Origin of the sequence: uncultured Maribacter sp. (assembly GCF_947500405.1) — a bacterium.
Taxonomy (GTDB): domain Bacteria; phylum Bacteroidota; class Bacteroidia; order Flavobacteriales; family Flavobacteriaceae; genus Maribacter_B.
Genome location: NZ_CANMRY010000005.1, coordinates 147019 through 172873, shown reverse-complemented (window position 1 = coordinate 172873; position 25855 = coordinate 147019). Strand labels below are relative to the sequence as shown.

Annotated in this window: 22 protein-coding genes; 5 read left to right on the top strand and 17 right to left on the bottom strand. The window is 31.1% G+C overall.

Annotated features, from left to right (window positions below):
• Nucleotide 1 precedes the first annotated feature (1 nt).
• Both Q0945_RS09070 and Q0945_RS09065 read right to left on the bottom strand, forming a co-directional pair.
• Nucleotides 2-766 carry a TIGR02757 family protein gene (locus tag Q0945_RS09070; protein WP_299433789.1) on the bottom strand — a complete coding sequence of 255 codons (765 nt, stop codon included), beginning with the start codon at nt 764-766 and terminating at the stop codon, nt 2-4.
• Nucleotides 767-769: 3 nt separating this feature from the next.
• Nucleotides 770-1474 carry an ABC transporter ATP-binding protein gene (locus Q0945_RS09065; RefSeq protein ID WP_299433786.1) on the bottom strand — a complete coding sequence of 235 codons (705 nt, stop codon included), beginning with the start codon at nt 1472-1474 and terminating at the stop codon, nt 770-772.
• Nucleotides 1475-1646: 172 nt separating this feature from the next.
• Here Q0945_RS09065 and folE point away from each other — a divergent pair, with 172 nt between their 5' ends.
• Both folE and Q0945_RS09055 read left to right on the top strand, forming a co-directional pair.
• On the top strand, nt 1647-2246 hold the full coding sequence (gene folE / locus Q0945_RS09060) for a GTP cyclohydrolase I FolE (protein ID WP_299433783.1): 600 nt from the start codon (nt 1647-1649) through the stop codon (nt 2244-2246).
• A gap of 47 nt (nt 2247-2293) precedes the next feature.
• The gene (locus tag Q0945_RS09055) at nt 2294-2596 is read left to right on the top strand and encodes a hypothetical protein (RefSeq protein ID WP_299433780.1); all 303 of its coding nucleotides are present in this window, start codon (nt 2294-2296) and stop codon (nt 2594-2596) included.
• Nucleotides 2597-2859: 263 nt separating this feature from the next.
• Here the strand turns inward: Q0945_RS09055 and Q0945_RS09050 are convergent, their stop codons facing one another.
• From Q0945_RS09050 to Q0945_RS09030, 5 genes are all read right to left on the bottom strand, one after another.
• Entirely contained in the window at nt 2860-3444 is a 585-nt protein-coding gene (locus tag Q0945_RS09050; RefSeq protein WP_299433777.1) for a type 1 periplasmic binding fold superfamily protein, read from the bottom strand.
• 48 nt (nt 3445-3492) lie between these two features.
• Complete coding sequence (locus Q0945_RS09045; protein ID WP_299433774.1) at nt 3493-5892, bottom strand: TonB-dependent receptor; 2400 nt, start codon at nt 5890-5892, stop codon at nt 3493-3495.
• A 50-nt stretch (nt 5893-5942) separates the two neighbouring features.
• Nucleotides 5943-6293, bottom strand: a complete 351-nt coding sequence (locus Q0945_RS09040; RefSeq protein WP_299433771.1) for a hypothetical protein — start codon at nt 6291-6293, stop codon at nt 5943-5945.
• Between the two features lie 75 nt (nt 6294-6368).
• Complete coding sequence (locus Q0945_RS09035; protein ID WP_299433768.1) at nt 6369-6686, bottom strand: DUF6787 family protein; 318 nt, start codon at nt 6684-6686, stop codon at nt 6369-6371.
• Nucleotides 6687-6721: 35 nt separating this feature from the next.
• Nucleotides 6722-7180, bottom strand: a complete 459-nt coding sequence (locus tag Q0945_RS09030) for a DUF6146 family protein (RefSeq protein ID WP_299433765.1) — start codon at nt 7178-7180, stop codon at nt 6722-6724.
• A 111-nt stretch (nt 7181-7291) separates the two neighbouring features.
• Between Q0945_RS09030 and Q0945_RS09025 the strand changes: the two genes are divergently transcribed.
• Complete coding sequence (locus Q0945_RS09025; protein ID WP_299433762.1) at nt 7292-8599, top strand: NAD(P)/FAD-dependent oxidoreductase; 1308 nt, start codon at nt 7292-7294, stop codon at nt 8597-8599.
• Nucleotides 8600-8719: 120 nt separating this feature from the next.
• Here the strand turns inward: Q0945_RS09025 and Q0945_RS09020 are convergent, their stop codons facing one another.
• The 5 genes from Q0945_RS09020 to Q0945_RS09000 all read right to left on the bottom strand — a co-directional run bounded on the left by Q0945_RS09020 (nt 8720) and on the right by Q0945_RS09000 (nt 13150).
• Nucleotides 8720-9193, bottom strand: coding sequence for a GNAT family N-acetyltransferase (locus tag Q0945_RS09020; RefSeq protein WP_299433759.1), 474 nt, complete (start codon nt 9191-9193; stop codon nt 8720-8722).
• Between the two features lie 89 nt (nt 9194-9282).
• The gene (locus tag Q0945_RS09015; RefSeq protein ID WP_299433756.1) at nt 9283-9921 is read right to left on the bottom strand and encodes a DUF937 domain-containing protein; all 639 of its coding nucleotides are present in this window, start codon (nt 9919-9921) and stop codon (nt 9283-9285) included.
• Nucleotides 9922-9976: 55 nt separating this feature from the next.
• The gene (locus Q0945_RS09010; protein WP_299433753.1) at nt 9977-10930 is read right to left on the bottom strand and encodes a D-2-hydroxyacid dehydrogenase; all 954 of its coding nucleotides are present in this window, start codon (nt 10928-10930) and stop codon (nt 9977-9979) included.
• A 29-nt stretch (nt 10931-10959) separates the two neighbouring features.
• Nucleotides 10960-12024 carry a 3-phosphoserine/phosphohydroxythreonine transaminase gene (gene serC, locus Q0945_RS09005; protein ID WP_299433750.1) on the bottom strand — a complete coding sequence of 355 codons (1065 nt, stop codon included), beginning with the start codon at nt 12022-12024 and terminating at the stop codon, nt 10960-10962.
• Between the two features lie 64 nt (nt 12025-12088).
• Nucleotides 12089-13150: an acyl-CoA reductase gene (locus tag Q0945_RS09000; RefSeq protein WP_299433747.1), complete on the bottom strand. Its 1062-nt coding sequence runs from the start codon at nt 13148-13150 to the stop codon at nt 12089-12091.
• 108 nt (nt 13151-13258) lie between these two features.
• Between Q0945_RS09000 and Q0945_RS08995 the strand changes: the two genes are divergently transcribed.
• Nucleotides 13259-13612, top strand: coding sequence for a 4Fe-4S dicluster domain-containing protein (locus Q0945_RS08995; protein WP_299433744.1), 354 nt, complete (start codon nt 13259-13261; stop codon nt 13610-13612).
• A 148-nt stretch (nt 13613-13760) separates the two neighbouring features.
• Here Q0945_RS08995 and Q0945_RS08990 read toward each other — a convergent pair whose 3' ends face one another.
• From Q0945_RS08990 to Q0945_RS08970, 5 genes are all read right to left on the bottom strand, one after another.
• Nucleotides 13761-16607 carry a TonB-dependent receptor gene (locus Q0945_RS08990; RefSeq protein WP_299433741.1) on the bottom strand — a complete coding sequence of 949 codons (2847 nt, stop codon included), beginning with the start codon at nt 16605-16607 and terminating at the stop codon, nt 13761-13763.
• 53 nt (nt 16608-16660) lie between these two features.
• Entirely contained in the window at nt 16661-19606 is a 2946-nt protein-coding gene (locus Q0945_RS08985; RefSeq protein ID WP_299433738.1) for a TonB-dependent receptor, read from the bottom strand.
• Between the two features lie 24 nt (nt 19607-19630).
• Nucleotides 19631-20635, bottom strand: coding sequence for a FecR family protein (locus Q0945_RS08980; protein WP_299433736.1), 1005 nt, complete (start codon nt 20633-20635; stop codon nt 19631-19633).
• Nucleotides 20636-20781: 146 nt separating this feature from the next.
• Nucleotides 20782-23697, bottom strand: a complete 2916-nt coding sequence (locus Q0945_RS08975) for a TonB-dependent receptor (protein ID WP_299433733.1) — start codon at nt 23695-23697, stop codon at nt 20782-20784.
• Between the two features lie 151 nt (nt 23698-23848).
• Entirely contained in the window at nt 23849-24424 is a 576-nt protein-coding gene (locus tag Q0945_RS08970) for a sigma-70 family RNA polymerase sigma factor (RefSeq protein WP_299433730.1), read from the bottom strand.
• Nucleotides 24425-24623: 199 nt separating this feature from the next.
• Here Q0945_RS08970 and ychF point away from each other — a divergent pair, with 199 nt between their 5' ends.
• Nucleotides 24624-25718 carry a redox-regulated ATPase YchF gene (gene ychF / locus Q0945_RS08965; protein WP_299433727.1) on the top strand — a complete coding sequence of 365 codons (1095 nt, stop codon included), beginning with the start codon at nt 24624-24626 and terminating at the stop codon, nt 25716-25718.
• The last annotated feature ends 137 nt before the right edge of the window (nt 25719-25855 follow it).

The window sequence follows — 25855 nt, the reverse complement described above, 5'->3', positions numbered from 1 at the left end:
ATTAGAATTTTTCAAAAACTCCTAAGCCAAATAAAGCAAAATCATATTTTACGGGGTCTTTAGGGTCTAATTTTCGTAAAGAAATATCTAGTTCTAAAAGTGCTTTAGCATCGTTTTGCTTACGGTTTAAAAGTTTTAACTTTCTAGCAACATTACCAGAATGAACATCTAAGGGGCAAGATAAAGAGGAGGTGGGTATGGTTTTCCAAATACCAAAATCTACTCCTGTAGATGCGTCTCTTATCATCCAACGTAAAAACATATTAATACGCTTGGCAGCAGAACCTTTTAAAGGGTCAGATACGTGTTTGGTTGTTCTTTTTGGATGTGGAATTTCAAAAAAAACAGATTTAAAACTAGAAATAGCTGGTTGTAAAGAATTTTCGGAAAGGTTGGTTTTAAAAACAGATTCTAACCCTCCTTTGTTTTTATAAATATTACGTAAGCTTTTTACGAAAAACCTTGCATCTTCACTATTAAAAGTTCGGTGTACAAAAGTATTAAAAGCTTCTAAATCTTCCTCTTTATGCTGCATAACAAAATCATGAGGAGAATTTCCCATAATAGACATCATTTGTTTTGCATTTTTAATAATACTTTTTCTGTTACCCCAAGCTATTGTTGCGGTTAAAAAAGCACTAATTTCTATATCTTCTTTTTTAGAAAAGGTATGCGGAATTTGTATGGGGTCACTTTCTATAAAATCTGGTCTGTTGTATTGTACAACCTTAGCATCTAAAAAATCTTTGAGTTCCTTTTTGGTCATGTATTATTTATCTGCATTCCACTCTTGCCATTCTATAGATTCTTCTTTTTGTGTAAAGTTGCCATCTACCATAACTAATTTTCTATCGGCTAAGTTTGCCAGTTCTTCATTATGTGTAACAATAACAAACGTTTGGTTATATTTTTCTCTTAATTCAAAAAACAATTTGTGTAAATTATCGGCACTTTCTGAGTCTAAATTACCACTAGGTTCATCTGCAAAAATTATTGAAGGATTATTAATTAGAGCTCTGGCAACAGCAACTCTTTGTTGTTCTCCTCCAGATAATTCATTTGGTTTATGATTATATCGGTGAGATAATCCTAAAAAATCTAACAATTCTTTAGCTCTTTTTTCCGCTTGGGCTTTATTTGTTTTTTTTATGAATGCAGGAATACAAACATTTTCTAATGCCGTAAATTCTGGTAATAATTGGTGAAATTGAAAAATAAAACCAATATGCTCATTTCTAAACTTTGCAAGCTCTTGATCCGTTAAATTAGTAACATCTATATTATTAATTAAAAGGCTACTATCTTGTTTGTTATATTGCGCATCTAATGTTCCTAATATTTGTAAAAGAGTTGTTTTTCCAGCACCAGATTGGCCAACAATAGATATAACCTCACTTTTTTTTATGTGTAAATCTACTCCTTTTAAAACCTGAAGTTCTCCATAAAATTTTTGAATATTGGAAGCCTTTATCATCTATTTTTTTTTAACAGGATGAAAGTAAACATTAGCACGGACATACCAAAATATAGAGATAATCATTAGAGTTGTCTTTTTAAATACACGCCAGTACACATATCAAAATACTAGGAATTAATAGAATAGGCATATATTTGCATAATATTAGGATTAAAAGATATTATAAAGCATGTCATCATATAAAAATTTAGAAGAATACGATCAAGAAGTTACGAAAGAAGTACAGGAAAAATATACTTCTATTTTAAACGGAATAGGGGAAGATATCTCTAGAGAAGGTTTAGTCAAAACTCCAGAAAGAGCTGCAAAAGCAATGCAATTTCTTACGCAAGGGTATGATTTAGACCCTGTGAAAATATTAAAGGGAGCTATGTTCAAAGAAGATTATGATGATATGGTTATTATTAAGGATATAGAATTATATTCTTTATGTGAGCACCACATGCTACCCTTTTTTGGAAAAGCGCATGTAGCTTATATTCCTAACGGTCATATAGTTGGATTAAGTAAAATACCACGAATTGTTGATGTTTTTGCAAGAAGATTACAAGTGCAAGAAAGGCTAACACATGATATATTAGAGTGCATAAACAATACGTTAAAACCACAGGGAGTAGCTGTTGTTATTGAGGCGTCTCATATGTGTATGATGATGCGTGGTGTACAAAAACAAAATTCTGTTACAACTACATCAGGATTTAGAGGACAGTTTGAAAAACAAGAAACAAGAAATGAGTTTCTTAAACTTATAAGTTCTCACTTGTCATAATTTGGCATCTTTGTTGCTTTAGTAAGTATAAACACTAAATTATTTATATGCCTACTAAATCTAATAAAAAAATAAAACATCTTTTTCTAAGCCTTTTGTTTGATGGTATAGGAATGCTCTCTTTTGCAGTCCCTTTTCTTGGGGATTTCTCAGATGTTATTTGGGCGCCTATTTCTGCTTGGTTAATGATTAAACTTTATAAAGGTAAAATAGGAAAAGCAGCTGGTGTAGTTTCTTTTGTAGAAGAAATTATACCTGGGTTAGATGTTATACCAACCTTTACCATAATGTGGTTATATACCTATGTATTTAAAAAATCTAAATTTAATAAAATTATAGATGTAGATTAATTACAATATAAAACTTTACTCTATAATCTAGATTTAAATGCTTAAAGGTTTGACCCAATTTTTTTAAGTTGTTTTCTTAAGAATACCTTATGGATTTGGCTCTAGGTCATTTACTTCTTCTTCATATGTAGCAATTGTTGCAAAAGTAGAATTCAAAAATTATAATTTTTTCACAACATTTATAATGAGTAGACGTAAATTTAAAAAAATAAAGACTGCCTAAAAGATTTAAACAGTCTTTATAAAATTTAACTTGTATTTATCTATTCAATTTCAACACCTGAAAATGTAATATTTAAATCTTCAGAACCACCTGTAGAAGCTCCCCATTCATCACTATCATCTGTAGTTTGTGGCTCATGTATTAAAGCTATTTGTACATTTCCAGAACTAGCTGCACCAGCTACCCATGTAGTTTTAATACCTAATTTACTTCCTTCAGCACCATCCGTATCATCACTATCTCTTGTCATAGTTAAGTTTATACCGCTTACAGCATATTTAAAAAAGTGCTCATCTGCTTCTGGAATAATATCATCATTTAAAACATCATCTGCAGGATTTTCAGATTCATTTGTTAGTACAAGACCTAGAGAATATGTTGCTCCAGCAGTAAAAGTTCCAGTAATAGTTTCGGTAGATGCTCCATCTTGCCCGTCTGGTGCAATACTTGCTAAAACTACCGTGTCCGTATTGTCACTAGTATTCGTAAAGGTTAAAATTACGTCTGTAATTAATTCTTCTTCAATAACTTCTTTTGGATCATTGTCATCACTTGAGCAGGATGTAAACGATGTAATAAGTGTTAAACAAAAAAGTGCGCTAATAAAAAATTTACTTGTTTTCATAGAATTTAAATTTAAAAAATTAATGTTTGTTGTTTTTATAGTATTCATTTAATAATTTATTTTTACTTGTAATGTTATGTTTCTTCCTAAATCATTAGCAAAATATCGCATACGATTTAAGTAATTTCTATAAGAAGTGTCTAAAAGGTTGTTAACCCCAAGACCTATATTTAAACGTGTTTTTTTACGCAAAGGAAATGTGGCTTCACTATAAAAATGTAGCAAATGATATGAAGGTGGAGGAGAACTAATATCTATAGTTGTCATTTCTCCATTAAGTTCGTTTTCTACATCAAAATTAAAATCAGGAAATTCATTTTGTTCTAATACCCAATCAGATTTTAAACTAGCAGAAAAATTATGCCATGCCTCATTGCTATATTTAATTTCATTTATGGTATTAAATGACGGTATATCAATTAGTGGTAAATCTGTATTTACATCATATCCTTTTATAAAAGCTGTTTTGTTTTGCCACTGTAGAGCATTCGTTATTTTGTATGTAGCTGTAAGGTCTATACCAAATAAACTAGCATTTGTTTGTTGGTAGCTCCATAAAGGAAAAGGGCCTCTTGTTGTTAGTATAAAATCTAAAGGTCTTAGATATATGTAATTTTTAATTCTGTTATAGAATACTTCGGTTATAAGATTAAATTTTGATTTATTATAGGTGTGCGAAACAGAAACTCTATTAGAAACTTCTTTGTTAAATCTAAGATCCCCTAATTCAAATCGTGCTGCGGAATGATGTAACCCATCACTAAATAACTCTGATGCATTAGGCGGTCTACTTGCTAAATTATAGTTTAGTATAATTTGATTTTTTTCATTTAATCTATAATTTATTCCAACGGAAGCAGAGATGTTATGGTAGTCAAAAACAGGATTAGTTAAAAATTGTGTATTTGTTTCTTCTATAATAATATCTGGAAAATCCACATCATAACCTCGTTCTTCCCATCTAGACTTACGATAGAATTTTTTAGCATCCATTCTATTAAAATCATACCTTAACCCAGCATCAAAAACTATAGCATCATGTATACGCCATTCCGTGGTAGTATATACTCCAAAATCATACTTATTATAATCTGGAATTAAACGTCTTACACCAGTATCTGGATTTGCAAAATTATCCTGATACCTTACCATGAACCCAAAATCAACTTTTCGATTTAGGTTTGCATCTAAATTTACATCGGCTAATAAGGTATGTGTTTGTAGGGTTAAATCAACGGCAGGAGTGTTTTTTCTATCCCCAATTCTTACATCAAATTCAAAGCGTTGGTTGTTTTGATAATCATATTGCAAATTAATTTTTCCAAAGTTTTGAAATCGTTTATAATAGTTTGCTTTAGCTAAATGATGCGTAATATTTTGTTTGGGAACATTAATGTTGTAACTAAAATCTTCAATTAAAATGGGTTGGCCTAAATTTATAGCTCGTTCAAGATCAAAAGCACTGCCAATATGAGAAGCTCCTAAAATACCAATTTCACTATTTAAATAACTATAATATAACTCAAAACCAGATTCAAACTTCTTTTTCCCAAACCTAGTAGCTAAACCTACAGAGTTTAAACCTGTATTTGTAAGGTTATAATCTGGAGCTTTAAAATCCCCATTCTTTTTATAAGAACCCTGAATTTGAGCAAACCAACCAGATTTATAGTTTTTGTTTAGTGTAGAAGATATATTGTAACCTCTTCCATTAGTTTGCCCGCTAAGAATAGTTCTACCATAAAGTGTGTCTTTAAGAATAATGTTATTAGGATTAATAACAACTACACCACCTACAGCATCACCTCCATAAGCTAATGAACCAGAACCTTTTATAACAGATATTTGATTTGCACTATTTATATCAATATTAGGAGCATGTTCTATTCCCCATTCTTGATCTTGTAAACGTACATTGTTATTTAGAATTAAAATTCTACTACTATGCAAGCCATTTATCATGGGTTTTACAATAGTGTTTCCTGTGTTAATTGAAGAGACTCCAGAAACTTGTTTTAATGCGTCTCCTATGCTTGCTGCACTAAAGCGCTCTAAATCTTTAGTTTTTATAATAGATTCTTGACCCGTTTTGGTTTTCTTAATGAAGATATCGCTGCTTAAGGTTACTTCATTTAACTCTTCTATATGGTGCTCTAGATTTATTTTAGTGTAGGTATCACCATTTATTAAAAGTACTATTCTTTTGGTTTCACAACCAATATGAGAAACTTCTATAGTGTAAGTTTTATCACATAAATCTTTAAATGTGAATTTTCCTTTTTCGTCTGCTATTGTTATCTTATTTGTGCCAACAAGTTTTACAGTTGCGTTCATTAAAGGCTTTTTATCGTGAAAGTCTAGAACTTCTCCAATAAAAATACTTTTACAATTTTGACTGTAAATACAACCTGAGAATAGTACAAATAAGATTAGATAGATATTTTTCATTTTTATGAAATATCTTGATTACTAATTTATTTACTAATTTAAATGAAGTACTATGCTAGGTATGGAGGGGCTTTGTTTCTATTTTTATTTAAATAGCTTTGTTTTTGAAGTACTTCAACATAACCTATTATTTTATTTTCAGGTATTTGTTGTGTTTTAGTAAGCTTTTTAAATAAAAAAAATGGAGTATTGTTATAATCTAAATTTGTAAGATTAAAAGCAACTAAACAAATATCGCAAGGAGCTTCTTCTTCATTTTCATCACCATTATGACTAGCATTATCATTTTGACAATGATTTAATTCTTGTTTATGAAAATATACGTGTAAATTAATAGTATTACTAGCTAGTAATACTATTAAAAAAAAGAAAGATGATATTTGGATTATATAATTTTTCATCAGAATTCTTGCAAATATAAAGCTTATCTAATAAATGAATACAAAAAAGTTGTCTTATTAGTAACACCTAGAAGTTTATTTAAATAAAAAACCTAAACCAAATCTGCTTAACATTTTCTTTTCAAAATTCCAGAAAAATTTAAATTGACCAAACAACCAACCAAAAGCAACTAATAAAACTTGGTAAATTGGGAAAATAATTAAAATTCTCAGTAAAACATATATCACTGTTCCCCACCACTCACCAGAAAAAGATTCTCTGACCAGACCTAAAGAATTTAAAAGAGGTTTTGCTAAAAATACAGAGGAAGAACCAGTTACAGAAAAGACAATTAAAATTAATATTATTTGAAAATTAGAATCTATACCCCAACGTTTTTTAAGCTTCTCCATGATTAATTTTAAAGAATGGATTGCAAATATACTTTTTAAATACGAGGCATAAAAGGACCTAAACGTTGATTATACTTTCTTTGAAAATAAATAAAGTAATTGTATAGTTTGTAATTTACATCGTATCCATAATTAATATTTGGTTGGTAATTAATTTCTAGCTCATATAAATTAGGATTATATCTTTGTGGTTTTAAAACTCTACGGTTCCATTCCGAAACATATATTTGATTTCTATTTTCTAAGTAAGTTTGTGAGTAAAAGCCCTCTGGTCTTGCAGTGCTTTGTAACCAAAAATTAAAACCTGGTTCTATTATTATAATCTCATATTCTGTTACATCACTAGATATTGTAATTGTATCTCCTTCTGTTTTGTTAAAAGAAGTTTTCTCATCATCTGATATGGATATACGCTCTTTAGAAGTTTTACAATTATTGAAAACTATTAAACATATACTAATTAAAATTAATATTTTAATGGTAGATTTTTTCATTTCTTTTAAAGTTACTATTTTTTTTAAAAGGTTTGCATTTTTTTATGGTTTAGACCTTTTTAGGTAGGATATTTGTTTAAAAATTAGAGGTTTTTATATCAATTATAATCTATGGATACAACATTAAATATACCAAAAACAAAAAAACCAAGAGTTATAATAATTGGTGGAGGTTTTGGAGGGGTTTCTATTGCTAAAGAATTAGTAACTAGGAAAGATTTTCAGATTGTGTTAATTGATAGGCAAAATTACCACACTTTTCAGCCTCTATTATATCAAGTTTCTACTTCGTCATTAGAACCAGAATCTATTGCTTATCCTTTACGTAAAATTGTAAAAAGAGGAAAAAATACTTTTTTTAGGATGGCAGAGGTTTTAAAAGTAGATACATTCAAACAAGAAATTGAAACTAATATAGGTTCTTTAACGTATGATTATTTAGTAATAGCTACAGGAGCACGTACTAATTTTTTTGGAAATAAAACTATAGAACAAAATGCTATGCGAATGAAGAGTGTGCCACAAGCTCTAAAATTACGTAGCTTAATGTTAGAAAATTTAGAACAAGCTGTAATTACTCCTGATTTAGAAGTAAGAAAAGAGTTGTTAAATTTTGTTATTGTTGGGGCAGGGCCAACTGGTGTAGAACTTGCTGGTGGTATAGCAGAGCTTAGAGAAAATGTATTACCAAAAGATTATCCGGATATGGATTTTTCTGAAATGGAAATTCATCTTATAGAGGGTGCAGATAGAATTTTGCCACCTATGAGTGCCGAAGCTAGTAAAAATGCCAAGAAATTTCTAGAAAAATTAGGTGTTAAAATTCATTTTAATACCATAGTTACTAATTATGAAAACCACTTAGTCTCTACAAATACTAATTTAGAATTAAAAGCGGCAACTTTTGTTTGGTCTGCAGGAGTTACGGGAGCACCTATTAATGGTATAAATGGTGATGCTTTAATAGAAAGAGCAAATCGTTATAAAGTAAATGAGTATAACCAAGTTTTAGGTTTTGAAAATGTTTTTGCAATAGGAGATATTGCATTAATGCAAACTAAGAAATATGAAAGAGGGCTGCCTATGGTGGCGCAACCTGCAATACAACAAGGGAGTCATTTAGGGAAAAACTTGCGTGCATTGCATAACAATGAGCCATTAAAAGCTTTTAAATATTTTGACAAAGGTTCTATGGCAACTATAGGCCGTAACAAAGCTGTTGTAGATTTAGGAAAATTACGTTTTGGTGGTTTTTTTGCTTGGTTTATTTGGATGTTTATTCATTTGGTTTTCTTAGTAGGATTTAGGAATAAGGTAATAACTCTATTTAATTGGGTGTATAACTATATTAATTTTGATAAAGCTTCCCGTTTAATAATTACTCCTTTTAAGGCAAAGGAAGATACAAATGTTGTTTAAAGGTAAATTATTGTTCTAGTATAAGCATATTTTCGTGTATATGTATGAGTATTTTCCGAAGAAAAATAAGACGTATAAAATTTGTAACTCCCTTTAATTAAATACTAAACCGCAATTATTTTATATATTGTTGGCATTAGTTTTATCTATTCTGTGATATACATTTGGGTTATGTTTTTCCATATAAAACTCAGGATTAGGTATTTGCGTAAACCCAAATTTTTTATAAAGCCATTCAGCTGTATCAGTTAATAAAATCCAACGTCTTAATCCTTGAAGATTAGGGTGTTCCATTATTTCATTTATTAACCACTTACTTAATCCCTTTCCTCTAAATTCTTTTAGAATATAAACATCTCCTAAATATGCAATAGTTGAATAGTCTGAAATTATTCTAGCAAAACCAATTTGTTGATTTTTATAATAAAGTCCAAAATTCAAAGAGTTTTCAATGGATGTTTTCAAAGTATTGATTGGAATTCCGTTAGCCCAATCGGTTTCATTTGCAAGGAATTTGTGAATGCTTAAAATATCTAATTTATCCTTGTCCGTTGAAATGGTATATTCATTTCTATGAATTTCTTTTATTTTCATCTCCGTTTACTTAATTAATACCAAGTTCTAGTAAAAAAAAGGCCTAACAAGTATATGTTTGGCCTTTTTTTTAAGTGTTGTAATAAGATTTATTTTCCAAATAAGCCTCCTAAAAGACCTCCTAATCCGCCAGCACTTTTGTTTCCTCCAAGAACCATTCCTGCTACATCGTCTAAAATGCTACCATCACCATCAGAATCTAAAAAAGATTCAATTAAAGATTGTTGTTGGCCTGCATTGCTTCCGCCGCCTAATAATCCACCAAGAACATCACCAATACCATTAGCATCTGTAACATTTTGTTGTTTTGCTTGTTTTCCTAAAACTCCCATTAAAAGGGGAGCAGCAACTTTTAATATATTAGCAACACTACCAGCATCTATTCCAGATTTTTGACTTAATGCATTTTGTACTTGTGGTTGTTTGTTACCAAGAATATGACCTAATATACCAGCACCATCATCCATAACAGATTGGTCTACACCACCACCAAATAAACCACCAAGGTTTTCTAAAATACCACCATCATGTTTGCTAGATAATGCAGACATAAGTCCTTGTGCTCCTTCTGGAGTAGATGCGTTTCTTTTCATTGCCCCCATAAGAACTGGCATAGCCATACTTAATAGGTTTGCAGTACCAGATTCTGATTGCCCAGTTTGTCCAGCTACGCCGCTAATTAATTGTTTACCCATTGGGCTGTTTAATAAGTCTAATAATCCTGACATGTTATAGTTGTTTAATTAATGTTTCAATTTTATAAATTTAAAGAATAATTAGCTATTATGCTTTAAATATTTCTATTATTTGCTTTGCAAGTTCCATGCCAATTTTATCTTGCGCTTCTATGGTTGAAGCACCAATATGTGGAGATAATGAAATACTTGGGTGCATTAAAATTTTTATTTCTGGAGTAGGTTCTGATTCAAAAACATCTAAACCAGCAAAAGAAACTTTTTTGTTTTCTAGCGCTGCAACTAATGCAACTTCATCTAAACTACCACCGCGAGCAGTATTTATTATGCCAACACCATTCTTCATACTATTAAAATCATTTTTATTTATAGTATAATCCTTTTGGGAAGGTACATGTAGAGTAATAAAGTCTGCAGCTTTTAAAACTTCTTCTTTTAGAGAGTTTTTTAAATCAAAACTTACTTTTTGATTATCAAAAAAGTTGATTTCCAGAGAAATGTTGTTTACAGCGGTATCATGATACATTACTTTCATACCAAGACCAATAGCTATTTTAGCTGTTTCTTGTCCAATTCTACCAAAACCAATTATACCAAGAGTTTTTCCACGCAGTTCTAATCCTTTGGCATACCCTTTTTTTAGTTTTTTAAAATTGCTGTCTCCTTCTAAAGGCATATTGCGGTTAGCATCATACAAAAATCTAGATCCACTTAATAAATGTGCAAAAACTAGTTCTGCTACAGATATAGAAGATGCTTCAGGAGTGTTTATTACTTTAACCCCTTTTTTATTTGCATAAGCAACATCAATATTATCTAAACCAATTCCTCCACGACCTATTAATTTTAAAGAAGAACATTGGTCAATAACTTCTTTGGTAACCTTAGTGGCGCTTCGTACTAATAATACAGATACCTTATGTTCATTTATATAGTTAGCCAATTGCTCTTGCGCAACAGTAGTGGTTAATACTTTAAAACCATTAGCTTCTAAAGTAGATATTCCTGAAGTAGAAATACCATCATTTGCTAATATTGTCATATATGTTTTCTATTAAAGTAGTTGGGTTATTATCCTTTTCTTTCCATTTCGCTCATAACATCTACCAATATTCCTACGCTTTCTAAGCTTAGTGCATTGTACATAGACGCTCTATAGCCGCCAACAGAACGGTGGCCATTTAGTCCATTTATTCCAGCGTCTTCTAATAATTTCTCAAATTCGCCTTTTAATTTATCGTCAGAAAGGTTAAAAGTAGCATTCATATTAGAACGGTCTGCCTTATTTGCATATCCGTTAAAAACAGGATTTAGTTCTATTTCAGAATATAAAAGTTGTGCTTTTTTATTATTAATTTCTTCTATTGCTGCAATTCCGCCTAAATTTTTTAACCATTCTAGAGTTAGCATAGAAGTGTAAACTGCAAATACAGAAGGCGTATTAAACATACTCTCTTTTGTAATATGCACTTGGTAGTCTAACATAGAAGGAATTTTTCGAGATACTTTTCCTAAAATATCTTGTTTAATAACCACTAATGTTGCCCCAGCAGGCCCCATGTTTTTTTGTGCTCCTGCATAAATTAAATCAAACTGAGAAAAATCTAACTGTCTAGAGAAGATATCAGAACTCATGTCACAAATTAATGGTGCATCTGTTTTTGGAAATTTTTTTATTTGCGTCCCAAAAATAGTGTTGTTTGATGTTAAATGAAGATAGTCTAACCCTTCTGGTACTGTATATCCTTTTGGAATATATTTAAAGTTTTCATCTTTAGAAGACCCTACTTCCATAACATCTCCAAATAATTTAGCTTCTTTAATAGCTTTATCACTCCAAGTACCCGTATTTAAATATCCTGCTTTATTTTCTAAAAGGTTATAAGCAGTCATTAAGAACTGAGTACTAGCACCACCTTGTAAAAATAATGCTTCATAACCTTGCCCTTCTAATCCTAAAAGTTCTAGAGCTAAAGACCTTGCTTTTTCCATAACAGCAACAAAGTCTTTACTTCTGTGAGATATTTCTATAAGAGAAAGTCCAGAGCCATTAAAATCCATTACTGCTTCTGAAGCTTGTAATAAAACTTCTTTAGGTAAAATACATGGACCTGCACTAAAATTATGTTTTTTCATATTTGTTTTTTTTGAGGAGCATAAAAATACTAAGAATATGCTTTATGATTATCTTGTTAGTGTGCTATATTGATAAAAGAAATTCTACAGTATCTATGTGATCTGCATATTCCCATAATTCTGGCATTTGTGTTTTTCCAAATGCTATTTCGTTTGCGTTAAAATTATTTGCAACAATGCATTGTAATTTGTCTTGTTCTTGCTCTAGTTTAATTTTTAATTCCTCTAAAGATGTATAATACTCATAAAACACAGATGCAATAGGGGAGCCGTAGTTAGAATCTTCTTTAAGCATTAAAAAACCATTGTCTAATATTTTAAATTCGCTCATTAAATAAACAGCTTTATTATAGTCGTAATTATTAGCGTATTTATTTTGGTTTATTATTGGATAAAATTTATATATTGCTTTATAAAATTCATCAAAATTATAACCTTCTGGAACAAAAAGTTTAGAAACACTTCTACAGCCTAGACCATAGTAAGTAAATATATCATCTCCTAAAGCAGTTAATTCTTCTGTAGTTTCTTTTCCGGTTAATACAGCTACAGAATTTCTATTCTTTCGAATAATATTAGGTCCTTTACTAAAATAATGCTCAAAGTAACGAGCAGTATTATTACTTCCGGTAGCAATTACAGCATCAAAATTTTCTAACTTTTCATCGGTAAATACTATATTTTCTTTGAAACTAGGTTCAATATGAATTAAATATTTTGCAATAAAATTAAATAGTAATTTATCGTTTGATGATAGCTTAACAAGTGCTTTGTTTCCTGTTATTAAAACGGTTAAAAAATCATGAAACCCAACTAAAGGAATGTTTCCTGCAAGAATAAGTGCTACAGTTTTAGGAGTATTTTTTGATAGATTATACCCATTTAACCATTTCTTTAAATTGCTTTCTATTAGTAAATTACCCCAACTTTTTATGCTTAAAAGGACATTCTCTTGTGTAAACCACCCATTATAATGCTTAGCATTATTTACTACTTGTAAAAATTCTTCATTCCAAGATGTATCATTTTCTAAAGAAATAGCGTTATTATTAGCATATTCACAAAACTCTTGGAAGAATGCTCCAAGTTTAACAAAAGCTTTTAATCTAACCTTATGGTCTATCATTATATTTGTAAAAGATTTTATTTGGTACTAACTTTGCGCAAAAGTATAGATACTGGGTTTTTGAAACAAGTTAAGAGCAATTAAATTCAGGAAGTAAAGAAAGATATTATGGCAATTATTATAACAGACGAATGTATAAATTGTGGCGCATGTGAGCCAGAATGCCCAAACACTGCTATTTACGAAGGAGCAGATGAGTGGAGATATAACGACGGTACTTCTTTAGAAGGCGATGTTGTTTTACCTAGTGGAAAATCTGTAAATGCAGAAGAAGCCCAAGAGCCAATTAGTGATGAAGTATACTATATTGCTCCAGATAAATGTACAGAATGTATGGGATTTCATGAGGAACCTCAATGCGCTGCAGTATGTCCTGTAGATTGTTGTATCCCAGATGAGGATAATGTGGAATCTGAAGAAACTCTTTTAGGAAAGCAAAAGTTTATGCACCCTGATGGGTAAATTATAATATGCACCTTCTGTATATTTAAAAAAACCGAACTATATTTTAGTTCGGTTTTTTTAATTTACTATAAAATTATAGCGGCTACCATTTTTTTTGGTAACCGCTATATCTACTAATTAAATAATAAACTCAACAAACTTATTTTTAAAATTTATAGTTTAATGATAAATTAAACATAGTTCCTAATTGACTAAAATGATAACCATCATATGTCATTTGAGAATATCTTTGATTGAATGTAATTAAGTTTGACTGATTTTTAGTTTGTACGGGGTCTGCTAAAATAGCATCACCTGCTGCATTTTTAGATTTAAAACTCCATTCTGGTAAAACATCTAACAAGTTATTGATGTTTAAAGCAATTGTAAACTTCTCTGATGCATTAAAATTAATACCTAAATCGGTAACAATTTTTGGTGTAAATTCAGTAAATAAATTAGAATCTAAGCCTTGTTGCTGAAACGTTGTTTTTCCGAAGTACGTGTTGTTTAAAGAAAATCCAAATTTGTTAATATCATAATTCGTACCTAAAATCCATTTCGTTTTAGGACGAGAAGTGAAAAATAAGGCTTCTTGCGTTTCATTAACTACGGACTGACCAGAGTTTGCTACTAATGGCACATCTTTAACAGCCCCATCTCTTTCATTTTGAATAGTGTAATTACCAGATAAATTTAAATCTAAACTACCTGAACCTAAATCAATACCCTTATAAGCTAAAACAACATCTACGCCAGAAGTTTTAGTGTCTATTGCATTTGAAAAGAAACTTACATCACTTAAATTATTGTTTGTTAAAAGAATGTCTAATGGATTTGTCGCATCTCCACTTGGTCCTATTTCAGAACCTAATACAATTCTATCTTTTACGGCAATGTTATAATAATCAAACGTATAACTGAATTTTGAAATTTTACCTCCAAAACCTAACGTAAAGTTAGTAGAAGTTTCAGCGTCTAATTGTGGGATACCCAATAGTTTAGCTTGTGTAGATACATTATTTATTAAGCCACCTACTTGAATCCCTTGTCCTGGAACAAAACTATACTGTGCTTTTTGAGTGTAAATTTGGTGTAGAGTAGGGGCTCTAAAACCAGAAGAAATAGATCCTCTTAGAGTAAATGCATCACTTACTTTATAGCGTGAGCTAAACTTATAAACAAATGCATTTCCAAAATCTGAGTAGTTTTCGGTTCTAACAGTACCGCTTAAAAGAAAAGCATCTGTTATATCGTAGTCTAAAGATAAATACCCACCAATATTATAACGGTTAAATTTACCAGCATTCTGAGGTGAAGCACCCGCAAATGAATCTGCACCACCACCATCATAAGAAGCTAATTCTCCTTCTATGACTTCAAAAGTTTCTGTTCTAAATTCAGCACCAACACCAATGCTTACCTTATCAGAAAGTAATCTTGAGATGTCTATATTACCAACATTATGAGAAAATTTGGTTCCACCCGGATCAAATGATTGTTGACTGTTTTCTCTGTATAATTGAGAACCTTCAGTTATTTCACCATCATCTACTGTTCCATTAGAATTTGCGTCAACCCAAGTAGATGGTGAAAAAACTACATTTCTGTTATGAGAATTGTTTACTTTGTATGTTTGAAGATTTCCACCAGTTGTGAAACTAGCATCAAGATTCCAATCATTTATAGTAGATTTAAAACCTACAGTAGCATTATAATCACTTAATAAACCTTCAAAAGTTGGAACATAACCATCATAACCGCCATCATTAGTTGGGTGGTTACCTGGGAAAAAATCGGCTAAATATGGAAAATCGTCCACAGTCCTCCAGTACGGAGTTCTATAATTTGCAAAACTATTTACGGCCTTATAAACATAAGCCGCATTAGCATATAATTGTGTGTTTTCACTTAAATCATATCCAAAGTTTACAGAAAATTTGGCAGCAGCAGTTTCTGGAGAACCATTAATATTACCTGCATCAGGGCGTCTGGATAAAAATTCTTGTACATCAACAATATTTGCTCCAAAATCACCAGCTTCTCCTTCAGCATCTACAGTTCCAGGCCTGTTAGAGAGATTCACCTTGGATAAATCTACTGTATAGTTTACAAATCCTTTATCCTCACCAATTTCACTTCCATTATTTAAAGCAACCCCAAACATTTCACCATCACCCTCACTTGTAATTCCTGCACGTACTGTTGCAGACCCTTGATTTGCCGAGTTTTTCAGAATGATGTTCATTACCCCTGCTATAGCATCTGAACCGTATTGAGCTGATGCTCCATCTCTAAGAATTTCAACTCTTTTTATAGCATCTGTTGGTATTGCAGAGATATCTGCCCCTGTTTCACCTCTACCTGGCGAAGTTTGTGTATATAATAAAGCACTCAAATTTTTACGCTTGCCATTAATTAAAATTAATGTTCTACTTGGCCCCATATTCCTAATTTCATATGGGTCTAATAAAGAAGTAGCATCATTCACAGGTGTTTGCACAGTGTTAAAAGATGGAATTCTATATTGTAAAGCTTTATCAAAAGTCGCTTGCCCTGTAGAAGTTAATTCTTTTACACCAACAACGTCTACTGGTAATGGAGTATCGGCATTACTACGTGGAGCAGTTCTAGAACCAACTACAATGAATTCTTCTAATTTCATTCCTTCAGATAAGCTAACATTAATTATTGAGCGCCCTGAAACAACTTCTTCAGAAGTTCCAAATCCAATATAACTAAATACTAATGTAGCTCCATCCGCAACATCTATAGAATAATTTCCATCAAAATCGGTAGTTGTGCCATTTGATGTTCCTTTTTCTACAATATTTACTCCTGCAAGTGCAATACCACTTTCATCAGTAACGTTTCCTTTAACAGAGTTCTGGACATTATTATATCCTTTGAAATCTTCATTCTTAATTTTACTACTTTCGGCAGCAGATAAATTGGTAGCTCCTAATATTATAGCTACTAGCAATAATTTTTTCATTCTGGTTTTAATGTTCATATATATATAATTTTGATTTAATTAGTCACTGAAATAATATTTACTTTATTTTATTAAAATTTAACAGTTACACCGCCATTAACAGTAGTTCCGTTAAAACCAAATTGGTTTACTTCCCAAGGGTATTTAAAACGACCACCTAAATCTGTAACAACATCTCCTTTTGTATCTATCTCATCTGGGTAAACATTTAAAAGGTTATTTACTCCAATATTTGCTGAAATTTTTTCAGAGAAATTGTAATTAATAATTAAGTCTGTAATAACTTTTCCTGCAAATGTTTGATCATTTGCTGGTGTGGTAGCATGTTGCCAGGTAACCTCACCAAAATAAGTATTGTTAAGGCTTACCATTAAATCATTTAAGTTATAATCCAAGCCTAATAATACTTTAGATTTTGGTCTAGAAGAAGTAATTCTAGATTCTTCTTTTCTATTAAAAATATCATAACCATTTTGGGCTAATAGGGTTGGAGTATTAATTTCACCATCTATTTTAGTTTCATTGTAGTTAGCAGAAAGTGTAGCTGCTAATGTACCAGCACCTAATTCTATATTTCTATAACTGGCAACTAAATCTACACCAGTTGTATTAGTGTTTACTGCGTTTACAAAGAATTTTAAACTTGTAATAGAATTATCTGTTAATATTTGTTCTACTGGATTTATAGTGCTATCGTCTCCATCAAAACCAATTTCTCCTGTAAATAAAACTCTATCATCCATTTTTACATTGTAGAAATCTACAGATAAGGATAAGTTATTTACTGGCTTAAATGTAATACCAGCAGATATATTTTTAGAAGTTTCTGCAGTTAATTGAGGAACGCCAAGACCTTCTCTAATTATTGGGTCTACATTATTAAAGGTACCTTGATTAGAAATAGTACCACCAGAAACTAGTGTTTGAATGTTACTTAGATATATTTGATGTAAAGATGGCGCTCTAAAACCTGTACTATAGGAAGCACGAACAGCACCTTTGTTCTCTCCTAATAAATATCTAGAACTTAGTTTCCATGAAGTATTACTACCAAAATCACTAAAATCTTCATGTCTCAATGCACCACCAACTAAGAATTTTTCGGTAATATCCCATTCTACATCTCCGTAAATACCTAAGTTATTTCTTGTTGCTTCTACAACATTTGAAGGTTGTAAACCTGGAAATGATTGCGCTCCACCTGATACATAAGAGGCTGGTTCACCAGCTTTTGCTGTAAAACGTTCTGATCTATATTCTGTACCAAAACCAATACTAACATCTCCAAAGTTTCTAGTAAAATCTAAATTTCCTAAAGTATTACTAAATGTATAACCACCAACATCAAAAGAAGTAGGGCTACTAGCACCTAAAGCAGGGTTTAAACTGTTATTTACAGTATAATCTACAGCATTCCTACCATAGGTTCCACTAATATCCATATGAAACCCTAATACTTCTGTTTTTATACCAGCAGTAAGGTTGTTGTCTCTAATGTCTGTATCAAAGGTTGGTTGAAAACCATTATACTCTTCGCTGGCATCATGTAATAAATTAAAAGGATCTCCTACCCAATATGGAGTTCTGTATAAAGCAAAACTAGTACCTTTTCTAGCTGTTAAACCTCCAAAAGTATAAAATTCTCCTTTGTCATTACTAAATGGTACACCTGCATTAAAGAATAAGTCAATGTTTTTCATATCTGGTTGTCCTACTGTCATTCCTAAATCAGGATTATCAGCTAGCCAACTTCCCCAAGTAGGATCATTTGCTGGAACACCAAATAAGCTATCTTCCCCAGGTTCTCCTGCACGGTTTGTTTTATCTTGTTGGTAGTATCCAAAAGTCATATTTAAATAACCTCCATTATCTCCAAGGTTGATAGCTGTATTTAAATCTGCTCCAAAATTAAAACCATCTCCCTCTGTTGTTACTCCTGTTTTTAAATTAACTGTAGTGTATTCTACATTTTTCTTTAATATCATGTTAATAACCCCTGCAATTGCATCGGAACCATATTGGGCAGAAGCACCATCTCTTAATACTTCAATTCTTTGGATTGCGGCAGCTGGTATACTTTTTAAATCCACACCAACTTCTCCTTTTCCAGGAGTATCATTAATATATACTAATGCACTTTGGTTTTTTCTCTTACCATTTACTAAGACTAAAGTTCTACTAGGGCCTAAACCTCTTAAATCTGCAGGGTCAAAATGTGCTGTTGCATCTGATATTGTTTGGTTAGTAGAGTTAAAAGAAGGTACTTTATATGTTAACATTTTATCTACTGTAGGTTGTCCTGTGTTTCTTAATTCTGAAACACCTATATTATCTATTGGTACAGCAGATTGTAATGCTGTTCTTGGTTTAGAACGGTTACCTACCATTATTACTTCGTCTAAAGCTTCTCCTTCTATTAAAGAAACATTAATTAGAGACCTTCCAGAAACAACCTCTTCTTGCTTTCCAAAACCAATGTAACTATATACTAATGTAGCGGCATCTCCAACTTTAAGTTCATAGTTTCCATCAAAATCTGTGGTTGTACCATTTGTTGTTCCTTTTTCAATAATATTTACACCTCCTAACGGCGCTCCAGATTCATCTGTAACTTTACCTTTTACAATATTTTGAAATACAGTTAAATTTACCGTAGTACTTGATAAAATAGAAGTAGTATTAGTGGTAGAAACTTTTTTTAGATTAACTCTTTCAGCTTTTTTTCTATAAACTACATAGTATTTATTTCCAAGGTACTCAAAATCGAATCTAGTATTTTTTTCGAGCTTTGAGATTATTCTATCTAAAACTGAATATTTGTATTCCTCAGGATTTAAAACAGTTGTAGATATCATGGAAGGGTTATACGTAAAGAAAACCTCATGTTTAGCACTAATTTCTTTTAATAATTCTGTAAGCGTTATTCGCTTATTGCTTTTCTCGGCAGCATTTACTTTAAAATTTCCAATAATTAGAAATAAAGCAATACCTACAATAGTAAGTCTTGTTTTGTTCATAATGTTCTTAATTTAGGTTACTTTCTAGTTGTTGTTAGTTATTGTTAATGTATTATTAGTTTGAATAATATTTACGTTGGCAGATTTTTCTATGGCTGCTAAGCAAATTTTTAAGTTCTTATTAGGAATACCTCCAGAAATTAATTTTTGTTCTAATTCTTTAGTTTCAAAATTTGTTGAAATACCATAGGTGTATTCCATGTTTTTCATTACTTCCTTTAATGTTAAATTGTTGAAAATATAGGTGCCATCTCTCCATAAACTATAAGGAACTTGTAGGTTTACTTTTTTATGAGTGATGTTTTCTGTGCTTTTTGAAAAAGAAACAAACTCTCCAGGAATCATTTTTGTAGATATTCCATTATCTAATACTAAGTGAATAGATCCTTCGTCTAAAACAACATCTGTTTTTTCATCTCTTGTATTTACATGAAACTGAGTACCGTATACTTCTATTTTTAAATCATTTGTAGTTACCCAAAATTTAGCTTTTGTAGAGGGGATAGGCTTTACCTTAAAGTATGCCTCTCCAATTAAGTTAATATCTCTAGAGTTTTCTTTATCATAGCTAATAGTAGAATTTCCATTTAAAACAACAGATGTGCCATCTGGAAGCGTTAGATTAATAATTTCTCCATAAGAGGTTTTATGAACTGTTGTAGTATTGGTGTTATATTGTTGTAATCCTAAGAATAGTCCAATAATTATTAAAATAGTAGCAGCTATGCTATAAGGTAATAAAGCTTTTTTATAGTTGTAAATAGATTTAGTTGGTTTTGATTTTAAATGAATACTACTTAATGCTTTTTGTAGTTCTTTATCAATTTTTTTCTCGTCTATTACTGTTTCTTTAAATCTTATTCCTAAAACAATTGATTTGGCTAATTCTATAGTTTCTATTTGTTCAGGGTTTTTAGAAATCCATGAATTCCAGTATTGTATGTCATTCCTATTGCTTTTTTTAACCCAATTAATAAAAGATTGGTCTTTTATTAAATTGTCTAAAAATTGTTGATCAATATTTTTCATTAGTTAGCTTTACATACATAAAGAGGACCAACTTTTAGTTTTATACCCTATTTTTTAAATTATTTTTATTTTTTGAGATTTTTTTTAAATTAGACAAGAAAAGCTGCCTATTACGGCAGCTTTTTAAAACATTTATTCTATTTCTTTTATTTAAGAACTAAGCTTACTCTAGCAAATAAATATCTACCTCCAATACCAAATTGTTGTGCTCTTCTAGACCAATCAAAGCGGCCACTACTACGATTGTTAAATGCATCATCGGCACGATCTGGGTAAACATCTAATAAATTATTTGCACCTACAGTAAAAGTTAATGCATCTGAAGCTTTATAACCTACAGATAAATCTGTCACTATTTTAGTCCCAAAAACTTGTTGGTTAGCAACTGTAGTTGTTGCTTCAGTAACTTCTCCAAAGTACACATTTCTTAGAAAAATCATAAACTTATTTGATGTTAAACTATTAGATAAGTTTATTTTAGTACGAGGTACGGCTTCTTCTAAATATACTCTACTATCTTCTGGGAAATACGTATCTACTAAACCAGCATTTCTTAGTACTTCCGAAGAGTTTATATCTCCTACTTGTCTTGTTTGGCTAAAAGTACCAGATAAGTCAGATTTTAATCTCCAGTTTTCTCCTAGTTGTGCTTTATGTGTAACAACAATATCTATACCTTTAGATTCTGTATCTATTGCATTTGCAAAGAAAGATGCCGCCGTTGCATTTGCTTGACTTAATAAGTTGTCTAACTCAGAACCTGTTCCAGGACCTCTAAATTGCCCAGTATAAACAACTCTATCATTAATTTTTACAAAATAACCATCTATAGTAATTGTAAGGTTAGCATCTGGTAATTTAGTTGTTAAACCTAAACTTGCACTACTAGATGTTTCTTCTTTTAATTGTGGTATTCCAAGTAAGTTAGCAGCTCTACTATCATTTGCAAAAGTACCAACCTCTTGCGGGTTTCCATTTTGGTCAAATATTGTAGATGTGGAGTTGAAATTTAATTGGTGTAATGATGGGGCTCTAAATCCTGTATTAAGAGCAGCTCTTAAATTAAAGTTATCAGAAATTTTATAACGTGTTGCAAGTTTAAAATTAATAGTTGAACCAAAATCACTATAATCTTCAAAACGTGTTGCAAAACTAGCTAAGAATTTTTCTGAAAAGTCAGCCTCAAGATCAAAGTAACCCGCTACACTGCTACGTCCTCTAGATAATTCATTTGTAGGGCTAAATCCTGGAAAAACTTGCGAACCTCCTGGTCTAGAGTTCCCAAAAAAGTCTTCTGAAGGACTTTGTGATGCTAAAGTTATTCTTTGTCCGTCTGCGGTGTATTGGCTGTATGAAGCTTCTTCACCAGCAAAAATGTCATAATTTTCTACTCTATATTCACCACCAAAGGCAACGTTTACACCTGCAAGAGCATCTTCGTAAAATTTTGAAATGTCTAAATTTGCAGTGTTTTGCGCAAAAGAAAATCCACCTGCATCAAAAACAGTAGGAGAGGAGCTTTGTAATGAGGCGTTAAAAGTGTTCCCAATAGTATAAAGGAAAGAGTTTTTACCATATGTATTGCTAAAGTCAACATCCCACTCACCAACTTTACCTTTTATACCTACTGAAATAGATTTGTCTTTAATTGTAGAATTAATTTCTGGTAAGAAACCATTAATATATGCAGGGGTAAAAGTTCTACTTTGGTTTGGTAATCTATAAAAACCAGCAGAATTTCCTGTTCTAGAACTAATTCCACTAAAAGCATAAAGAGTTGTACCGTTATCATCTAATGGTAAAGAAAAATTAGCAAAGAAACGTCCTCCTCTTAGAGCGGATTGCCCTACACGCATATTATAATCACTTCTTTCTTGTCCTCTTGCGGCTAATTCGGAATCTGTAACATCTGCAGAAAGAACACCTCTTAATTCTTCTTTAGTTGTAGCACCATTTAAATTTATCCCAGCTTGGTTTGCATAATTTATTACATCATTTACATCGTCATCTAATAAATTTGTAATGTCATATCCATCTGCACTTGCTACTCGTTCTACAGTATTATATGCATTGAAAACGTTTCCTTCCCATTCTTTCATTCTGCTGTAATCTTGCCTAACATCAAAGTCTCCAGAAAAATTAATGAATCCGCCTTTATCACCTACTGGAAGTCCGTAGCTTGCAGAAAAGTTTGTAGTAGCACCATCTACACCTCCTGTTTGGTTATTTGCGTTTTTTGCAAAATTTGCACCTGTTGTTACAGTGGTTGTTAATTCGTTTACACTTGTGTTTAAAACAATATTAATTACTCCAGCAATAGCATCAGATCCATATTGTGCGGCAGCACCATCTCTTAAAACCTCTATTCTTTTAATAGCAGCTGCAGGAATAGCATTTAAATCTGTACCAACACTACCACGTCCAAAAGTTCCATTAACATTTATTAAGGAAGAAGTGTGCCTTCTTTTTCCATTAATTAATACCAATACTTGGTCTGGTCCTAAACCCCTTAATGATGCAGGGTCTATATGATCTGTACCATCTGAAATGGTTTGCGTGTTTGAAGTAAAAGATGGAGCAACGTAGTTAAGAATTTGATTTAAATTAACTTGTGGAGCTACTGAGTTTAAGGTTTTAACGTCTATAACATCTACAGGTACAGTACTTTCTGTAGCAGTTCTATTTGGGTTTCTAGATCCAATAACAATTGCTTCTGCTAGTTCTACACCAGAAACTAAAGTTATATTCATTGTAGAACTGTTTACTGTTTTTTCTTGCGTTGTAAACCCTATATAGGAAATAACTAATATGTCTCCCATAGAAGCGTCTAAAGTATAATTACCATCAAAATCTGTAGTGGTTCCTTTACTAGTGCCTTTTACGACTATAGAGGCCCCAGGTAAAGGTTCTCCAGCATCATCTGTAATGGTACCAGAAATAGCTTGTTGTAATTCTAAATTGTATAAAACTGTTTTAAAACTTTTTTTTGACGCTTGACTTTTTATGGTAACCATAGAGAATAAGCTAAAGAATAAAACATTTAAAAGTTTCATTTTTTTCATAATGTAATTGTTTTTGAGAGTTAGTTACTGGGTAATAAATATAGGTTATTTCTTACAAATATGTAATACTAAGAAGTAAGAGATTTAAATTAATTTATTAGCCCCTATATACTATAAGAGCAAGAAATAATTATTTATACCCTAGTTTTAACTAGGAATTTAAAATATTTTGAATTAAGCTAGATTCGGATTTGCTTCTTAGCCTGATAAAGGCTTTTTGTAAAGTATTAAGAACACTCTGGTAAGTTATGTCCATTACTTCTGCTATTTCTTTTGTATTTAAATTACTATAATATTTTAAATAAATAGCTTCCCTTTCTCTTGCAGATAAAGAATTTAATAATTTTAGAAGTATAGCAGATTTTAATTTAAACGTTTCTTGTTTAGTACTTAATTCCTCAATAGACAAAGAAAAATTAGACTCTAAGATACTTGAGTCGTTATATGTGGTATACTTACGTTCTTTTTTTAAGTTGTTTAATAAATTTCTTCTGTAAGATATAAATAAGTATGCTTTTATATTAGATACCTTACCTATAGTATGCCTATGTTCATGTAAATAGACAAAGAAACTTTGTAGAGAGTCTTCTGTTAATTCTGTGTTGCCAGATATTTTTAAACCATAATTATACAACATAGGATAAAAATGCTTGAATAAGCAAGAAAAAGCATTTAAATCTCCCTCAATAAATAAATACCACAAAGATTTTTCAGTTGAAATTTCCATATGTTTTTAAGTACTTGTTAATCAAATATATACTTTTTGGGTTAAAAAATTACATAATTTTCATTAAATAGTAGTTTTTTGTTATAAAAATAATAATTCACTATTTAAATTTAGTATTCCTAATAATACCATTGTTAATTTTATCAATATGTATTACAGAAGTAAAAACTATATTTGCAGCGTTTAAAAATTAATTTACATGAAAGCAGGTATAGTAGGTCTACCCAACGTAGGAAAATCAACTCTTTTTAATTGTTTGTCTAATGCAAAAGCACAGAGTGCCAATTTTCCTTTTTGTACAATAGAACCAAATATTGGAGTAGTAAATGTTCCAGATGCTAGGCTTCAGAAATTAGAAGAATTGGTAAATCCAGAGCGTGTATTGCCTGCTACTGTAGATATTGTAGATATTGCTGGTTTAGTAAAAGGGGCTAGTAAAGGAGAAGGACTTGGAAATCAATTTTTAGGAAATATTAGAGAGACGGATGCTATTCTTCATGTTTTGCGTTGTTTTGATAATGATAATATTGTGCATGTAGATGGTTCTGTAGATCCTATTAGAGATAAGGAAACTATAGATATGGAGTTGCAGTTAAAAGATTTAGAGACTGTAGATAAAAAATTAGAAAAAGTAAAAAAAGCTTCTAGAACAGGGAATAAAGACGCCCAAAAAGAAGAGGCTGTTTTGGTTGCTATAAAAACAGGATTAGAATCTGGAACTTCAGTAAGAGCAATAGAAATAAGTGAAGATGATAGAGCAGAGTTTGTGAAACCTTTACAGTTTATAACGGATAAACCGGTTTTATATGTATGTAATGTAGATGAAGATGCTGCTGTTTCTGGTAATGCATATGTAGAAAAAGTAAAGGAAAATGTAGCTGTAGAAAATGCAGAAGTTATTGTATTGGCTGTTGGTACTGAGGCTGATATTACAGAGTTGGAAACTTATGAAGAACGACAAATGTTTTTAGAAGATTTAGGGTTAGATGAGCCTGGTTCTGCTAAACTTATTCGTGGCGCTTATAAATTATTAAACTTAGAAACTTATTTTACAGCTGGAGAAAAAGAGGTTCGTGCTTGGACAATTCCTGTAGGAGCTACTGCGCCACAAGCAGCAGGTGTAATCCATACCGATTTTGAAAAAGGATTTATTAGAGCAGAAGTTATTGGGTATGATGATTATGCTACTTACGGTAGTGAGGCAAAAGTAAAAGAAGCTGGTAAAATGCGAGTTGAAGGCAAAGAATATATTGTAAAGGACGGCGATGTTATGCATTTTCGTTTTAACGTATAGTAGTTATTTGCTACATGTAAAAAAAGGTATTAAAAACATCCGTTTTTTAATACCTTTTTTAGTGCAAATTATTTATTTATCTATTTTGAACATTGTATTTAGGTTGATTACTTAAATTTACTTTTATGTAAGTAGTC

Excerpts from the sequence above, each read along its gene's own strand:
- Q0945_RS09070 (WP_299433789.1), bottom strand. The coding sequence starts at position 766 with ATGACCAAAAAGGAACTCAAAGATTTTTTAGATGCTAAGGTTGTACAA.
- Q0945_RS09065 (WP_299433786.1), bottom strand. The coding sequence starts at position 1,474 with ATGATAAAGGCTTCCAATATTCAAAAATTTTATGGAGAACTTCAGGTT.
- folE (WP_299433783.1), top strand. The coding sequence starts at position 1,647 with ATGTCATCATATAAAAATTTAGAAGAATACGATCAAGAAGTTACGAAA.
- Q0945_RS09055 (WP_299433780.1), top strand. The coding sequence starts at position 2,294 with ATGCCTACTAAATCTAATAAAAAAATAAAACATCTTTTTCTAAGCCTT.
- Q0945_RS09050 (WP_299433777.1), bottom strand. The coding sequence starts at position 3,444 with ATGAAAACAAGTAAATTTTTTATTAGCGCACTTTTTTGTTTAACACTT.
- Q0945_RS09045 (WP_299433774.1), bottom strand. The coding sequence starts at position 5,892 with ATGAAAAATATCTATCTAATCTTATTTGTACTATTCTCAGGTTGTATT.
- Q0945_RS09040 (WP_299433771.1), bottom strand. The coding sequence starts at position 6,293 with ATGAAAAATTATATAATCCAAATATCATCTTTCTTTTTTTTAATAGTA.
- Q0945_RS09035 (WP_299433768.1), bottom strand. The coding sequence starts at position 6,686 with ATGGAGAAGCTTAAAAAACGTTGGGGTATAGATTCTAATTTTCAAATA.
- Q0945_RS09030 (WP_299433765.1), bottom strand. The coding sequence starts at position 7,180 with ATGAAAAAATCTACCATTAAAATATTAATTTTAATTAGTATATGTTTA.
- Q0945_RS09025 (WP_299433762.1), top strand. The coding sequence starts at position 7,292 with ATGGATACAACATTAAATATACCAAAAACAAAAAAACCAAGAGTTATA.
- Q0945_RS09020 (WP_299433759.1), bottom strand. The coding sequence starts at position 9,193 with ATGAAAATAAAAGAAATTCATAGAAATGAATATACCATTTCAACGGAC.
- Q0945_RS09015 (WP_299433756.1), bottom strand. The coding sequence starts at position 9,921 with ATGTCAGGATTATTAGACTTATTAAACAGCCCAATGGGTAAACAATTA.
- Q0945_RS09010 (WP_299433753.1), bottom strand. The coding sequence starts at position 10,930 with ATGACAATATTAGCAAATGATGGTATTTCTACTTCAGGAATATCTACT.
- serC (WP_299433750.1), bottom strand. The coding sequence starts at position 12,024 with ATGAAAAAACATAATTTTAGTGCAGGTCCATGTATTTTACCTAAAGAA.
- Q0945_RS09000 (WP_299433747.1), bottom strand. The coding sequence starts at position 13,150 with ATGATAGACCATAAGGTTAGATTAAAAGCTTTTGTTAAACTTGGAGCA.
- Q0945_RS08995 (WP_299433744.1), top strand. The coding sequence starts at position 13,259 with ATGGCAATTATTATAACAGACGAATGTATAAATTGTGGCGCATGTGAG.
- Q0945_RS08990 (WP_299433741.1), bottom strand. The coding sequence starts at position 16,607 with ATGAACATTAAAACCAGAATGAAAAAATTATTGCTAGTAGCTATAATA.
- Q0945_RS08985 (WP_299433738.1), bottom strand. The coding sequence starts at position 19,606 with ATGAACAAAACAAGACTTACTATTGTAGGTATTGCTTTATTTCTAATT.
- Q0945_RS08980 (WP_299433736.1), bottom strand. The coding sequence starts at position 20,635 with ATGAAAAATATTGATCAACAATTTTTAGACAATTTAATAAAAGACCAA.
- Q0945_RS08975 (WP_299433733.1), bottom strand. The coding sequence starts at position 23,697 with ATGAAAAAAATGAAACTTTTAAATGTTTTATTCTTTAGCTTATTCTCT.
- Q0945_RS08970 (WP_299433730.1), bottom strand. The coding sequence starts at position 24,424 with ATGGAAATTTCAACTGAAAAATCTTTGTGGTATTTATTTATTGAGGGA.
- ychF (WP_299433727.1), top strand. The coding sequence starts at position 24,624 with ATGAAAGCAGGTATAGTAGGTCTACCCAACGTAGGAAAATCAACTCTT.